The following is a 14,602-nucleotide window of genomic DNA, read 5'->3' as shown; positions in this document are numbered from 1 at the left end:
CCTTGCGTAGATTTCAGAAAGTTTTAGCAGCTAACAGCAATTAATCGCGACCACCATGAAGCCGGAAGGTTCCATCCGACGAGGTGATTGTACTGACGGCATGTTTGTATATCAGGATATCCCCTTCGCTCTCCACCAGGATACAAAAACTATCGAAGGATTTGATATAGCCGGACAGACGCTCTCCGGACATCATGATAATAATAATCTTTACTCGTTCCTTGCGCGCTTGATTGAGGTACTGATCCTGAATATTAAATGGTGATTTAGCCATGTCCGCTCCTTTGATGACAAATCAAATGATCAATGTATTTTCTTACTCTATCAGACCTGTTGGCGGAATCAACCCAAAAGATATCAGGTTCTTTACGAAACCAGGTCAATTGTTTTTTGGCATACTGACGGGTACGCAGCTGGATCTCGATGCACAGCTGGTCAGCATTACAGCGACCGGATAAATAATTCAGAACCTCTCGGTAACCAAGGGTCTGAAGGGCTTTCAAGTCTCCGCCGTAGCGTTCAACCAGCATCTTGACTTCATCAATCAGACCCGATTCAAGCATCTTTCCGGCACGGGCATCAATGCGCTGATATAGAGTCAGGCGCGGATAATCAGGTGCCAGTTTCACCACCTGATAGGTCTCTTCGACAAAAAGATGTTCGGACTTGATCGCCGAAAACTTCCGGCCGCTCAGCAGACAGACCTCTAATGCACGAACGGTACGGATGAGATTATTCGGGTGAATCGCCGCTGCGGATTCCGGATCCAATTGTTGTAACTCGCGATGAAGAGTTCCACTGCCCTTCTCTTCCTCGCGCTGTTGCAATCTTCGGCGCAACTGCGGTTCACCACTGGGCAACTGTGCCAATCCACCCAGCAGTGCCTTGATATAAAGGCCGGTACCACCAACAATACAGGGAAGTTTACCCCGTTGGTGTATCTGTTCAATCAACGGCCTGGCCAGATCAACATAAGCCGCAACCGAAAATTCCTGATCAGGATCAATCAGGTCGATCATATGATGAGGCACCTGTTCCTGCTCGTCTTTAGATGCCTTGGCAGTACCGATATCCATCAGTCGGTAAAGCTGTCGTGAATCAGCCGATACAATCTCCAGAGGGATCTGCTGCGCCAATTCCAGTGCCATGGCACTTTTGCCGGAACCGGTGGGACCACAGATAACCAGTAACGGTATTTTATGTTCCCTTTTAGTACTCATCCGTGTCGACGAAACAAACGTTCAATCTCATACAGAGTCATGCGTGCATGCACCGGCCGACCGTGGGGACAGTATCCCTTGAAGTCGATTGCATCAAGATCTACCAGCAGAGTCTTGATTTCATGATGACTCAAGGCTTGATTGGCGCGGATAACCCGGTGGCATGCCATCATAATCAGCACATCATCGAGTGATTCCGCCAACCTGCCTTCGCGCCCGATACGCTCAAGTTCAAGGGCTACATCCGTGACCAGCTTCACAACCGGTGCTGCGGCCAGAAGTGCCGGAAGGGCTTTAACCGCAAATGACTTGCCGCCAAAGGGCTCAACCTCAAAACCTAAACGCGCAAGTTCCGCCAGATGTTCTTCCAGAGCAGCGGCGCTCTTGTAATCAAGCTCGAACACTTCAGGGAACAACAGTTGCTGGCGTTGTATTCCACCCTCTTGATACGCTTTTTTCAGGCGTTCAAAGCCGATCCGCTCGTGGGCAGCATGTTGATCGATCAATACCAGATCATCCTGGTCCTGACACAGGATATAGGTCTGATGATATTGCCCAAGAATGTGCAGATGAGAAAAAAACCCATCTCCCTTGCCGGCAGCCAGTTCTTCCTGGTGCATCTGATCGACTGAACCCGGGGAGCGATATTCCAGGCCGGCAGGATGCGGCGCGGGAACAGGTTGAGGTGATAATCCATTACTGAAAGTAAATGTATGTCCCTGTTCTCTGACTGCGGGCTCAGCATCATCCGTGCTGGCTGTCGGGGATGGATATGGAGACTGATGATTTGGTGTCGAATAGACCGTCGACGTGACTTCTTGTGGATGAGGCTGTTGCGACTGAGATATCCAGCTCGAAGGTTTCAGGGTCTGTTGAAGGGCGGTGGCAATAAAATCGTGAACAACACCCTGATCACGAAAACGTACCTCGTGCTTGGTCGGATGAACGTTGACATCAACAAGGGCTGGATCAAGTGTCAGGAACAGCGCCACCACTGGATAACGGCCCTTCATCAGCAGGTGCCGGTAGCCTTCCATGATCGCATGTTGAACCACCCGGTCACGAATATAGCGACCGTTGATAAAGGTATAGATATGGCTGGTTGCCGACCGATTGAGGTCAGGACGGGAGATCAACCCCGAAACCCGTAAGCTATCATCCATGGCGACATCAACGGGGAGCATGTCGCGCAGTAACGAGCGTCCAAGCAGCGCAGCCAGGCGTTCGGGCAAAGCTTTTTCATGGCGCAAATCAAGCATCAGACGATCTTGATGAAGCAGCCGGAAGCTGACATCCGGTCGTGCCAGCGCCAGCTTGGATACAACATCGGCAGCATGTCCCAATTCCGTCTGGTCTTTGCGTAAAAACTTTTTTCTCGCGGGCAGGTTAAAAAACAGGTTTTTTACTTCGACAATCGTCCCGACCGGCAGCCCGAGTTGTTCAACCTTTTTAACTTTTCCTCCGTCGATCTGGATGTGCCGACCCAGGCCATCACGATTATCGCAGGTTTTCAGACTTAAGCGCGATACGGAGGCGATGGAGGCCAGCGCCTCACCACGAAAACCCAGGGTAGTCAGAGCAAACAGGTCATCATCTTTGCTGATTTTACTGGTAGCATGGCGCTCAAAGCACAACAACGCATCCTGATGGTTCATGCCGCAGCCGTTATCGGTTATCCGGATCAGGGTTTTGCCACCACCGCCCAGTTCTATGATGATTTCTGTTGCGCCGGCATCCAGAGCGTTTTCGAGCAATTCCTTGACAACCGAAGAGGGTCGCTCAACCACCTCGCCTGCAGCGATCTTGTTGCACAACTCTTCGGGTAAGATCTGGATAGTGGGTCTGGTCTTCATATGTCTTGGCTTTAAGATCCTTTTGACTTAAAACGCTAACGGCCGGGAAAATCCGGCCGTTAGGAGATTGAATTTTACTGACACCCGATACTATTTCTGTCCCAGTTCATCAAACACGATTTCAAGATCGTCATCGTCAGCTGCCTGATCAAAAAACAGATCAGCATCCACAGGCGTCTGTCTCTTCAGCCCCAGATCTTCGACCACACTGGTGACAATCCCTCCCGTTACTGCTTTACCATGGCGCAGGTAGGTCTCAAACAGGGCATTGTCACAAATAGTATTGATCAGCCTCGGCACCCCTCCCGAATAACTCTGAATCAAGGGCAGGGTTTCCGGCAGAAAGGGGGTCTGATCACAGCCGGAGACTTTCAGGCGAAAGGCAATATAGGCGGCGGTTTCACGTGGCTCAAATGACGTCAGGGTATATTTGAAAGCAACTCGTTGGGCCAGAGGTTCATCTAGCATCATGACCTCATCGAGAGCCGGCAAACCAAAAAAAATGATATTGAGGAGTTTCTTGCCGGGGATCTCCAGATTCAGCAACCCCCTGAACTCCTCCATCAGCTCACGGGTTTGCAGCATCTGCGCTTCGTCAATAAGGACCACGGCCTTGCGACCTTCTTCCTCGATCTGGATCAGACGCTCGAAGAGCTGTTTAAGCATTTTCAACGGGGTTGGGTCGGGATTTTCCACTCCCAACTGTACACAAATTCGCGAAAGCAGCCATTCAGGAGTGATATCTGAGTGAATAATAACCAACAGAGAGGATTCATAGCGTTCAACCGGAAGATTATCGAGCATCCGTCGCGCCAGAGTTGTCTTACCGGTACCAATACCACCAACAAGTACGGCCAGCCCCTTGTCGGTATCGACAGAATACTTTAACCGCTGTAAAGCACGTCGGTGCTGTTCGCTGTCGAAATAAAATTTCTCGTTGGGAGCATTGGAAAATGGTTCACGTTCAAAATGAAAGTAATCTGAGTAACCCATGAAAACCCCGCTGCTTATTCAACTGAAAAATAACTTCTATAAAAAAGAAACACGCCTTTTGGGTGGGGCGGGCTCGCCATCTGGTGTGCTTTTTGACTGGGTCTTAGTGCCTTCAGGCGGCAGTTCATCAGGAATACCCAGACTGTGTTTCAGGGTGGCAACCTTCTCAGTCACATCGCGATATTTGCTGTCCTGAGCGAGTACATTGCGATAGCTGATCAGGGCATCATTGTGACGCTCGGCGCGTTCATACAACAATCCCAGTTCATAGCCAAGATTCAATCGCTGAATATCTTCAAGCCGGGGGGAATCAAGAGCCTGTTGAAACATTTTTTCAGCGTTGGGATAGTCGCCCTTGTCGGAGTATGTCAGCCCCTTGAGCGTCAGACAATCAACATAGCGAAGGGGATCCTTCTGGGCTTTCTCAAATTCACTTATGGCATCATCAAGCAGTCCCATTTCACGATAGGCTATGCCGAGATTATAGTGAGACTCCATATCGTCAGCAGCTATCTGCTCATCGACATCGGTTTTAAAGACTTTTTTCTTGTCCGCATCAGTGGATTGCAGCTGATCGAGCTCAGAATCAAAATCAAAATCCCCAAAACCGAAACCATCTCCGTCTTCCGCAGCAACCTCTGACGGGGATTCAGATTTTTCTATCTTGGCATTGCGTTGCTCTTCAATCTCCTGAAGTTTACGACGACATTCTTCTGAATCAGGGGCATAGACAAGAATGTCATGACACAACCTCGACGCGTCAGCAAACAATCCCTGCTGCAGATAAAACTCTGCTTCCTCAAGATCAGCCTGGAGATTTTGCCGGTCGCCGCCAACATTGTCAGACGGCTCTTCTTCCAGGTCCAGATCGAACATGGTGTCATTTTCACCATCATCTGTCACAGACTCGTCAGTCAAGTTGATATTACCGGAAAGATCAAGCTCTATAAATGAGTCAGAAGAGTCCTGCCGGACACTGTCTGTTGATTCTTCATCATCTTGTTCAAGCAGCAGATCGATGTTGTCATCTTCAAGGATGCCATAACTGAAAGCACTATCCGCCGACTCGTCCTCCTCATCTTCAATATCCAGATCAACAGAACCCAGGATGGAGTCGGACAATAGATCAGAAGATTCAATGTCAACATCATCATGACGATCAGAAATAATATCGAGCAGCTTACCTCCCTCGCCGGTGTGCTCGTAAATCGAATCGAGGGTTTGAATGATAGCTGTTGTATGTGGCATCTCGGAATTTAAAAACTCATAATATTCTTTGAGTTTTTCCAATCGTCCACCTTTGAAGAAAGCATCTTTCCACTCTTCCAGCTCATTAAGGGCCAATTCGTAATGCTTATTGTCGATTTCGCACTGAATGAGAGCTTCACGAATATCAAGATCGCTGGGATCCATCTGCAGCAATTGCCGACTGGTCGCAACGGCCCGGAGATAATTCCCGGATTGCGCATAACCTTTACTGATCTGACGTAACAGATCAGGATCTGAAGGCTTGTCTTTAAGAAGAGTTTCGAGAATTGTTGTCCCGCGAGCATAATCGCCTTTTTCAAAAAAAGTATGAGCGAGACCGGTTTGCAGCTGACGATTACCGGGAAAGTGGGGCAAGAACATGGTGTAGAGTTTGAGACTCTTATCAAAGTCTTTCTTGTCCTTCAAGACATCGATAATCGAAATTATTTCTTCAAATCCCTCATCTTTGCGATCATTATTTACCAAAACCTCCGCCAGCTTGACCCGAACATTGAGATTATCAGAATCGAGATCACGCATCTTTTCCAGGGTCTTGATCTCATCGGCAACCAGTTGGTTACGTTCGTAATAATCAACCAGGCTGCGATACTCAGCCATAGCGTTACCAATAAGGCCCTGCTTCTGATTCAGCTCAGCCAGACGACTGTAGATAGCTACCTGACTGGGGTCGAGGCGCTGCATCTGTTTGTAAATAGCGATCGCCTTGAGATAAAAACCATTACTGGAATAATAACGGGCGATGGCTTCGTATTGTTCGTACGCTTCCGATGACTTGTTGGTGCGCACATACAGCTCAGCAAGCTTCTGGCGTGAACGGATATCCCCCGGCTCCATTTCAACAATCTTGGCAAAGTCCTTGATCGCCTTGGCGTACTGTTTTTTGCTCAGATTTTTCTGAGCTGATTCTAGTAGTTTTTCTTTGTTTGTAGCCAAAAAAACCCCCGTACCATCGTTTGCATTTAACAACCCACTTGGGCTGCCTCAGAGCTCGTTCATCAACCTGAACTCAAGTGATAACACTCTTGAGTATCAGAATACATTACCCTTGTTATCACGTATAAAATTAAAAGTAAACACTAATGAACAAACAAAAATCAAAATTTTCTTTTGAGCCTGGCTATTTCTGCCGCCTGCAGAAGCCGATAGGTTCCAGGTCGAACACCATCAAGGTTAAGAAAGCCGACCTTGATCCTCTTCAAGCGCACTACAATCAACCCGAAATGTTCACACATCCGTCGTACCTGACGGTTTTTTCCTTCTTTCAGGGTCATTTCAAACCAGCAATTACTGCCTGACGTGCGCACATTCTCAACCTTTACCGGCTGTGTCAATCCATCATCGAGTTCAATGCCACTACGCATCTGGTCTGCCATGGTACCAGTCAATTGACCACGAACCTTGACCAGGTAGGTTTTTTCAACCTCTTTACCAGGATGGGTCAAGACGTGGGACAAATCACCGTCATTAGTCAAAAGCAGCAATCCCTCACTATTATAATCGAGACGTCCGACTGGAAACAACCGCTCCGGGATATCCTTGATCAGTTCGGTAACTAATGTGCGACCTTGCGGATCATTCAGGGAGCAGACATATCCTCTGGGTTTATTCAGGAGCAAGGTTATTTTCTGCTCTTCTTTTTTCAGAGGTACACCATCCAGGCGAATCTGATCGTTACGCAAGTCAGCACTTTCACCAATCCTGGCGACCCTGTTGTTAATCGTAACCCGCCCCGCCCTAATCCACTCTTCAGCCTGACGACGTGATGCCAATCCGGCCCGGGCAATCAATTTTTGCAAACGTTCCTGCATAATTATCCCATTCTTATTAATCTGATGGTTCAAGCGGCAGCGCATCTGCCAACTCCGGGTCAAGGGCGGAAAATTCTTTTAATGTCGGCAGGTCATTGAGGTCCTTAAGGCCAAACAACTCAAGAAAGTAGCGACTGGTCCCGTATAACAGAGGACGACCAGGGACGTCTTTTTTTCCGAGGATCCGTAACAGATTGCGCTCAAGCAGGGTTTTCAAAACCCCGCCGGAATCAACACCACGCAAATATTCAATTTCCGCTCGGGTAACCGGTTGCCGATAGGCAATAATCGCCAGGGACTCCAGAGCCGCGGCTGAAAGGCGCTGCACACGTTCTTTATGTAAACGCCGCAGCCAGGGCGCCAGGTTCGGTTCGCTACGGAACTGGTAGCCGCCGGCAATTTCCTGCAAGTGAATACCTCGACCGGGCCGGCGATATTCTTCTGTCAGCCCGGCAATAATCTCTTTGATATCGGATCTGTCAGCTTCCGTCAGATCAGCAAGTTTATCCAGCGTCAAGGGAAAACCGGCAACAAACAGAAAAGCCTCAACGACTGCCCTAAGCTCAGTCATAATCGAGAATCTCCTCAACCAGGTGCAAGCGCTGCAACTGGTCTGTTGTGGCGACTCGGGTTAACCAGACATCACTGAAAGTACCTACCTGCTCAATCCTGACCATCCGCATCCGGGTTAATTCCAGCAGGGCCAAAAAAGTTACCACCAGTTCAGTGCGCTGATATCCTGACTGAAAAAATTCGCGCAGACAGATGCGTGAATGCTCCATCAACCGACGGCTGATCATGGCAATATAGTCGGTCACCGACAGGTTCTCACGTACCACTTCGTGAAACACCTCGGTCTTGACATGTGTCATCAGCTGATGAAAGGCGTTCGCGAGCTGGTAGAGGCTGATTGTCAGTTCCACATCCTGGGGTGCGTCCTCCAGTTGAAGGTTGTCAACATCCCCTTGCGGCAAAAAAATATCACGTTCCAGTTGCGGCAACTGTTCGAATAATACCGCCGCCTGCTTGTAGCGCTGATACTCCAGCAAGCGCTTCACCAGTTCGGCGCGGGGATCTTCCCCCTCTTCTTCGGCGAGTTCCTCACTGACAGGCAGCAACATGCGCGATTTGATATGAATCAGTTGCGCCGCCATGACCAGAAATTCACCAGCGACATCTAGGTCAAGCTGTTTCATCTGATCAATAATCGCCAGATATTGTTCAGTAACTTCAACAATACGGATATCGTAGATATCCATCTCCTGGCTTTTTATCAGGTGCAGCAACAGATCAAGCGGGCCGGAAAAATTCTCAAGCTTGATATCAACCGTCATCGAATCCCTTGTTGGTAAGTGGTCATTCTGAAACCCGAAGGATCTTCAGTCGTGTTTGTGATTTTTGCATCAGAAACTAATGGCCGAACAGAAACCGCATGGCCTGCTCAACCAGCACCGTCTGCTTGCCTGCCATCAACAGCACCAGAAAATTGATGATCGGCGCCAGAACCAATGACCAAAAGTTGGTGAAGAACACCAGCAGAACAATCAGAATCAGACCAAAAGGCTCCAGCCGTGACAACAGCGCCGCATAAACATCGGGAACAAAGCCCATCAGTATCCGGCCACCGTCCAGGGGCGGAACCGGCAACAGGTTGAAAACCGCTAGAAGAACATTGATATAAAGGCTGAAGGCAACCATCATCTTCAGCGGTGTCAGCATCTGCAGTAACAGGTCAGCTTCGCCGGGAGAAACCGGGTCGAACCAACCAAGAATTCGCAGCAATAGCGCTGAAAACAGCGCCAGCAGTAGATTGGTCAGCGGGCCGGCCAGAGCCACCCAGATCATATCCTTGCGCGGGCGCCGAAAGTTAGAGGGATTAACCGGAACCGGCTTGGCCCAGCCGAAGCCAAAAATAAAAACGGCAATACTGCCGATGGGATCAAGATGCTTAAATGGGTTCAGGTTCAAACGACCCAACAGGCGTGCGGTCGGATCACCAAAGCGCTCGGCCACGTAGCCATGGGACACTTCGTGCATCATGATCGCCAGCAAGGCCGGAACCAGCATGACGGCTAATTTTGAAAGAACGGCTTCCATGAACACCTTTGTAACGTGAGAAGTGGCCTAAACCCTGCTTCCGACTTGAGGATTCCTAGGGATACGAGATACTAGTTGACTTGTGGTTTCGGGTCAACCGAACTGTTGTGGTCAACTTTTCGGCCGGCACCGGAAACATGCTGACGCACCCAGTCAATTTCGTCGACACGGGTCGTGATCAGGCCATCCAGACGACCATCAAGAAGGTGCCGGAAGATCGTCTGAAATTCAGGTCCCGGGGTTAAGCCCAGACCTACCAGATCATGACCATCGATGAGCACTTGTTCGCGTCGCAGATCGGTCACATAGCGGGAAATCCACTGACGGCCACGTTCCTCTACTGTCCGCGCCATCAACGAAAGCAGGGATTCTATCGCGAAAGGGGTGAACCAGTGGTACAAATCACTATTCGTTGGCTGATGTTGGTGGCGTAGCAGGCGTGAAATTTTACGTTGTAAACGGAGAACCTGTGGCAGTTCATCAACAATAATAGCGTTTTCATCCGGACGCATGGCAAACCAGCGGCTCACCTTGCGCAAACCGCCAGCCGGCAGCCGGTCAAACAGACAGATTAAAAAGACCAGCCAACGCCGGCATGACATCCCGGTGTAGAGCAACTCATACCAGCTGATTGCCTGTTCAGCAGCTTTAAAAATCTTTTTGGCATCAGCATCAAAGTCAATCCGTGGATCAATAATCTGAAGCAGGCCGAATTGATTCAGACGCTCAAATGCCGGAATAATCTGGGCTTCATTCAGAATATGTTTTAACTCGTTTAAAATTCTAACTCCACCAACCTTGCGTACCATTTTCAAATCAACGGCACTATGCATCAAGCGTTCGGTCTGGCGACCAATATGAAAATTCAAGCGCTGCTCAAAACGCACAGCTCGATAAAGCCGGGTCGGATCCTCAATGAAACTCAAGTTATGCAGTACCCGAATCGATTTATCGCGCAGATCACGCTGACCACCATAAAAATCAAGAACCACTCCAAAATTATCAGGATTCAGAGCGACCGTCAGGGTGTTGATGGTAAAATCACGGCGGTAAAGATCGTGGCGGATCGAGGCATCCTCAACCTGCGGCAGGGTCGCCGGACGATCGTAATATTCGATCCGCGCACTGGCAACATCGACCTTGAAACCATCAGGAAAAATGATCACAGCAGTACCGAATTTGTCATGTGCACGGATCCGGCACGCTGCCTTGACAGCAAAGGCCCTGGCAAAAGCAATACCATCCCCTTCTATCACCACGTCGATATCAAGATTTTTTTGCCGTAACAGCAGATCTCTGACAAAACCACCAACCAGATAGGCACGGACCCCGGATTCATCGGCAACATCTCCTAGCTGCTGCAGCAGTTTGCGCACCCGGGGTGGCAACTGGGTGGCAATATAGCGATCCAGATTTTTACGTCGCGTCTGCAGACCCCGCCGTTCCAGGTTTAGCCTCTCCCCTTCCTCAGTAGCGGTAGCATTGCCGAGCATGTAGCGCAACAGATCGGTACGAGTCACCAGACCAACCAGTTTCCCCTGTTCGACCACCGGTACACTGCGCTGCTGATGTTCGACAATTACCCGCTGCAATTCCTGCAACGAAGCGGTGGGTGAAACCTGTTCAAAATCGCTGTTCATGATTTCCGCCACCGGCAGCTTGTGCAGGCGATGATGGGCGGCTTTTTCTACTACCTGACGAGTTAAGATGCCAACCACTTTGCCATCGTCCCGGACAATGGGAACAGCATTAAAGTTATAACGTGTCATCAGCTCGCGCGCCTGTTGTATTGTCGCCCCAGGGTGCAGGCTTTTCACCGAGCGCGACATCAAGTGCTGGGCATCACAGTAGGATTGAACAAACCGTGGCAGATGCTGTTCAATCTCTTTAAGCACCTGTGCCAGAGGTTTATCACGCACTGTCGCCGAAGCGGCGAAAGCGTGGCCGCCGCCACCGAACTCGCGCAATAATTCGCCGACATGCAGTTGCGGTACGCGCGAACGGGCAATAATAAAAACGCGATCTTCCATACGCACTACGGCTATGAGAATATCGAGATTTTCAATGTCTTTAAGTTTGTGGACGAGGGTTGAAATATCACCGCTGTAGCTGTCGGTTGAGGCGCTGGCAACGGCAACCTGAACCCCGTTGATATTGATTTGCTCTGTCGATTTAAGCAGATCGCTGAGCAGTTCAACCTGTTCCGGAGTCATCTCACGCACCAGGAAATCAGCAACCATATTGAGGTTGGCACCCTGTTCGAGCAGATAGGCTGCGGCCCGGAAATCATCGGGAGTAGTACTTGAAAACAGCAGATGCCCGGTGTCCTCAAAAAGTCCAAGCATCATCATGGTCGCCTCATCGGCACTCGGAGTGATGTCGCGCTCAATGAACATCTCAGTGAGGATCGTCGTGGTGGCGCCAACATCGCGAATCATTTCGAAGGTGCCCTGCAAGCTGTTTTCGTCACGAGGATGATGATCGTAGATATGGAGTTCAATATCAGAACGGCGGGCAACGTCAGCCAGAGGGCCAATCCGCAGGGCGCTGCGCACATCCACCAGAATCAAGCGCTTGATTTTATTTAGATCGATGTCTTTCGGGCGTTTGATGTCATAAGCATAGAGGGAACTTTCCAGTAGAAAATGCCGTAGTCCACGTTCCTGACCACCGGGAAAAACCAGTATCGCATCGGGATACAAACGCTTAGCGGCGATCATCGAGCCAAGACAATCGAAATCAGCGTTGATGTGGGTTGCTATGACATCCATACCAGAACCTTTAACACACCATAAATATCAAGCTTCATCTTTAGCACCGGGTCGGTGGGCTTGTGACAGGGGTGCCTGTCGTCATGGACGGCGACAGGCAAGCGGCCATGGACGGCGTAAAGCGTCCCTTGGCATAGGACCTCCGGCCCGATGCCAGACAGACACATCAAGCCTTCAATGACCCAATCAGTTCATTGATATCATCGACTCCTTCTTCCAGGCAGAAGGTTTTCAGATCCGCAATAATAGTCGCCATGGCATTGGGGTCGACAAAATTGGCGGTACCAACCTGCACGGCCGTTGCCCCGACAATCAGAAATTCAAGGGCGTCCATGGCCCGGGAAATGCCACCAATACCGATAACGGGAATCTTCACCACCTGTACTACCTGGTGCACCAGGCGCACTGCGATGGGACGGATAGCCGGGCCGGACAAGCCACCGATGGTGTTTGCCAGTCGCGGCCGCCGGGTTTTCACATCCACCGCCATCCCGGTGAGGGTATTGATCAAACTGATCGCATCGGCACCGGCATCCTCAACCGCTCGGGCGGTAACCTGAATATCGGTCACGTTGGGTGTCAGCTTGACAATCAGCGGCTTGCTGGTTTTTTTACGTACAGTTGCAACGGTTGCAAAAGCAGCTTTAGGGTCAGTGCCGAAAACGATTCCGCCGTGCTTAACATTAGGGCAGGAAATATTCATCTCAAGACCAGCGACCCCGGGTAATTCATCAAGCCGGGCGGCGACCTCGCCGTACTCTTCCTGGGTGTTGCCGAAAAAGTTAACAATAACCGGGGTGTCAAACTGCTTTAAAAATGGCATCTTTTGATAGATGAATTGTTCGATACCAACATTCTGCAGGCCAATCGCGTTAAGCATACCACCCACAGTTTCACACACTCTCGGGGTATTGTTGCCGGCTTTAGGATTCAATGAAAGCCCTTTGGTAACAATGGCCCCGAGGGAATTCAGGTCCAGATAGGGAGCATATTCCTCCCCATAGCCAAAGGTGCCGGACGCGGGCATGATCGGATTCTTCAAGGTTATACCGGCGATATCCACCTGCAGATTGATGCTTTTTACGATTTTTTCTCTTCTTTTCATTGTTTCGCTCCACATTCACAACCTTCGCCGCCGAAATCATTACCGCCGCCTTGATGGTCGTCCCAGGCCAGATCACCGGCATTGAAGACAGGGCCCACTGTGCAGGTACAAAGATAGCTGGGTTTTTCGATTGTGTGCCCCTCCCCTTTGACCACACAACCCAGACAGGCACCGACACCACAAGCCATCAACTCTTCCATGGACACCTGGAGCTGAACCCCTTTGCTGCGACAGATTTTTTCTACCGCCCGGATCATCGGCATCGGGCCACATGCAAAAACCTTTGCCATTGGCTTTAGTTCCAGCCGTTGTTCCAGCACATGAGTCACCAGACCCATATCACCCAGGCTGCCGTCTTCAGTTGACACAAAAGTTTTCACACCCAGGCGTTCGAACTCCGTCACCGTGATGATGTCATCGCGGCAGCGGCCACCGATCAGTACTTCCGCCCTTGATGGATCAGCAATACTCTCGGCAAGCATGTACAGTGGAACCAGTCCAATACCACCACCAACCAGAATGCTGTCGCCAGAGGTCAGGTTCAAGTCGAACCCGGTGCCCAAAGGGCCAAGCAGTTCAACAGGATCACCATAGTGCAGCCCCTGCATGATCTCGGTGCCACTACCGACTACCTTGTAGATGATCTCGATAAATTCTCTGGGTGGCATGGTATCGCAATCGGCCGGCATGAAGCCGGCGCGAAAGATTCCAAAAGGACGACGCAACAAGGGCAGTAAGGCACGCTGCACGCGAAACATGACAAACTGCCCCGGCTGGGCTAAACGGGAATAGTCCGGCGCCAGAATCCGCATACGGAAATAGCCCGGCGAAATTTCCTGGTTGGACAGAACAATGGTCTTGTGGTTTTTCATAGTTTCTCCGTTGATTCTGGTGACTTCAGCTCAAAATTTCTGCCAAACAATAAAGCATCCTCACCATCCTGATAATATTTTTTACGGCGCCCCTGCAGCTTAAAGCCGCAAGCCAGATAAAGATTAATAGCCGCCTGATTGTCTTCACGCACTTCCAGCCAGGCCGCCAGGAGCCCTTGTTGCCGGCTACGCTCAATAACATGTTTGAGCAACGCCTGACCAATACCACGGCGGCGATAGTGCGGTGATGTCACCAGATTCTGGATCTGCAGTTCACCGCAGATCAACCAGGAGCAGAGATAACCAACGATCTTCTGTCCAATAACTGCCACATCAATCACCGCAACCGGATTCTCAAGTTCATCAACAAAATGTTGGCGACTCCAGGGAAAACGATAGCAGCACTGTTCAAGAACCAGCATATCGTCAATATCCTCACGGGATGCCGTCCTGATAATTAATTGCTCGATCATCACCTCTCCCGGACCAATTACCCTGGCTCAAATGCTGGTAGAATATAGTAAGCTGTGCACCGGAATACAGAAAAATGTTTACAATCAGGAGAACAGTAAGCGGTAAGCAGTAAGCAATGTCTGTTCACTGTTCACCGTTGC

13 protein-coding genes are annotated in these 14,602 nt (G+C 50.0%); all 13 read right to left on the bottom strand.

Going from position 1 to position 14,602, the window contains the following annotated elements; genetic code table 11:
* Positions 1 to 40: 40 nt before the first annotated feature.
* Entirely contained in the window at positions 41 to 274 is a 234-nt protein-coding gene (gene hfq, locus AC1931_RS02155) for an RNA chaperone Hfq (protein ID WP_483875583.1), read from the bottom strand.
* Positions 267 to 1,220: a tRNA (adenosine(37)-N6)-dimethylallyltransferase MiaA gene (gene miaA, locus AC1931_RS02150; protein WP_483875582.1), complete on the bottom strand. Its 954-nt coding sequence runs from the start codon at positions 1,218 to 1,220 to the stop codon at positions 267 to 269. The genes hfq and miaA overlap by 8 nt, the downstream gene beginning before the upstream one ends.
* The gene (gene mutL, locus AC1931_RS02145) at positions 1,217 to 3,073 is read right to left on the bottom strand and encodes a DNA mismatch repair endonuclease MutL (RefSeq protein ID WP_483875581.1); all 1,857 of its coding nucleotides are present in this window, start codon (positions 3,071 to 3,073) and stop codon (positions 1,217 to 1,219) included. The genes miaA and mutL overlap by 4 nt, the downstream gene beginning before the upstream one ends.
* Before the next feature lie 90 nt (positions 3,074 to 3,163).
* Positions 3,164 to 4,066, bottom strand: coding sequence for an ExeA family protein (locus AC1931_RS02140; RefSeq protein WP_483875580.1), 903 nt, complete (start codon positions 4,064 to 4,066; stop codon positions 3,164 to 3,166).
* 36 nt (positions 4,067 to 4,102) lie between these two features.
* Entirely contained in the window at positions 4,103 to 6,268 is a 2,166-nt protein-coding gene (locus AC1931_RS02135) for a tetratricopeptide repeat protein (RefSeq protein WP_483875579.1), read from the bottom strand.
* A gap of 161 nt (positions 6,269 to 6,429) precedes the next feature.
* Entirely contained in the window at positions 6,430 to 7,143 is a 714-nt protein-coding gene (locus AC1931_RS02130; RefSeq protein WP_483875578.1) for a pseudouridine synthase, read from the bottom strand.
* A gap of 16 nt (positions 7,144 to 7,159) precedes the next feature.
* On the bottom strand, positions 7,160 to 7,714 hold the full coding sequence (gene scpB, locus AC1931_RS02125) for an SMC-Scp complex subunit ScpB (RefSeq protein ID WP_483875577.1): 555 nt from the start codon (positions 7,712 to 7,714) through the stop codon (positions 7,160 to 7,162).
* The gene (locus AC1931_RS02120; protein WP_483875576.1) at positions 7,707 to 8,477 is read right to left on the bottom strand and encodes a segregation and condensation protein A; all 771 of its coding nucleotides are present in this window, start codon (positions 8,475 to 8,477) and stop codon (positions 7,707 to 7,709) included. The genes scpB and AC1931_RS02120 overlap by 8 nt, the downstream gene beginning before the upstream one ends.
* Before the next feature lie 76 nt (positions 8,478 to 8,553).
* On the bottom strand, positions 8,554 to 9,240 hold the full coding sequence (locus AC1931_RS02115; RefSeq protein ID WP_483875575.1) for a site-2 protease family protein: 687 nt from the start codon (positions 9,238 to 9,240) through the stop codon (positions 8,554 to 8,556).
* 71 nt (positions 9,241 to 9,311) lie between these two features.
* Positions 9,312 to 12,011, bottom strand: a complete 2,700-nt coding sequence (locus AC1931_RS02110; protein WP_483875574.1) for a CBS domain-containing protein — start codon at positions 12,009 to 12,011, stop codon at positions 9,312 to 9,314.
* A 166-nt stretch (positions 12,012 to 12,177) separates the two neighbouring features.
* On the bottom strand, positions 12,178 to 13,116 hold the full coding sequence (locus tag AC1931_RS02105) for a dihydroorotate dehydrogenase (protein ID WP_483875573.1): 939 nt from the start codon (positions 13,114 to 13,116) through the stop codon (positions 12,178 to 12,180).
* Entirely contained in the window at positions 13,113 to 13,988 is an 876-nt protein-coding gene (locus AC1931_RS02100; protein WP_483875572.1) for a dihydroorotate dehydrogenase electron transfer subunit, read from the bottom strand. Before AC1931_RS02100 ends, AC1931_RS02105 begins: the two co-directional genes overlap by 4 nt.
* Positions 13,985 to 14,461, bottom strand: a complete 477-nt coding sequence (gene rimI, locus AC1931_RS02095) for a ribosomal protein S18-alanine N-acetyltransferase (RefSeq protein WP_483875571.1) — start codon at positions 14,459 to 14,461, stop codon at positions 13,985 to 13,987. Before rimI ends, AC1931_RS02100 begins: the two co-directional genes overlap by 4 nt.
* Between the last annotated feature and the right edge of the window lie 141 nt (positions 14,462 to 14,602).

It is taken from the genome of Pelovirga sp. C15f, assembly GCF_057178085.1.
Note: the sequence above shows the minus strand (reverse complement) of the source record. Positions and strands in the feature narration are given on the sequence as shown.

Coding starts and splice junctions, on each gene's coding strand:
- scpB (WP_483875577.1), bottom strand. CDS start 7,714: ATGACTGAGCTTAGGGCAGTCGTTGAGGCTTTTCTGTTTGTTGCCGGT.
- AC1931_RS02115 (WP_483875575.1), bottom strand. CDS start 9,240: ATGGAAGCCGTTCTTTCAAAATTAGCCGTCATGCTGGTTCCGGCCTTG.
- AC1931_RS02120 (WP_483875576.1), bottom strand. CDS start 8,477: ATGACGGTTGATATCAAGCTTGAGAATTTTTCCGGCCCGCTTGATCTG.
- hfq (WP_483875583.1), bottom strand. CDS start 274: ATGGCTAAATCACCATTTAATATTCAGGATCAGTACCTCAATCAAGCG.
- AC1931_RS02130 (WP_483875578.1), bottom strand. CDS start 7,143: ATGCAGGAACGTTTGCAAAAATTGATTGCCCGGGCCGGATTGGCATCA.
- AC1931_RS02105 (WP_483875573.1), bottom strand. CDS start 13,116: ATGAAAAGAAGAGAAAAAATCGTAAAAAGCATCAATCTGCAGGTGGAT.
- AC1931_RS02100 (WP_483875572.1), bottom strand. CDS start 13,988: ATGAAAAACCACAAGACCATTGTTCTGTCCAACCAGGAAATTTCGCCG.
- mutL (WP_483875581.1), bottom strand. CDS start 3,073: ATGAAGACCAGACCCACTATCCAGATCTTACCCGAAGAGTTGTGCAAC.
- rimI (WP_483875571.1), bottom strand. CDS start 14,461: ATGATCGAGCAATTAATTATCAGGACGGCATCCCGTGAGGATATTGAC.
- miaA (WP_483875582.1), bottom strand. CDS start 1,220: ATGAGTACTAAAAGGGAACATAAAATACCGTTACTGGTTATCTGTGGT.
- AC1931_RS02110 (WP_483875574.1), bottom strand. CDS start 12,011: ATGGATGTCATAGCAACCCACATCAACGCTGATTTCGATTGTCTTGGC.
- AC1931_RS02140 (WP_483875580.1), bottom strand. CDS start 4,066: ATGGGTTACTCAGATTACTTTCATTTTGAACGTGAACCATTTTCCAAT.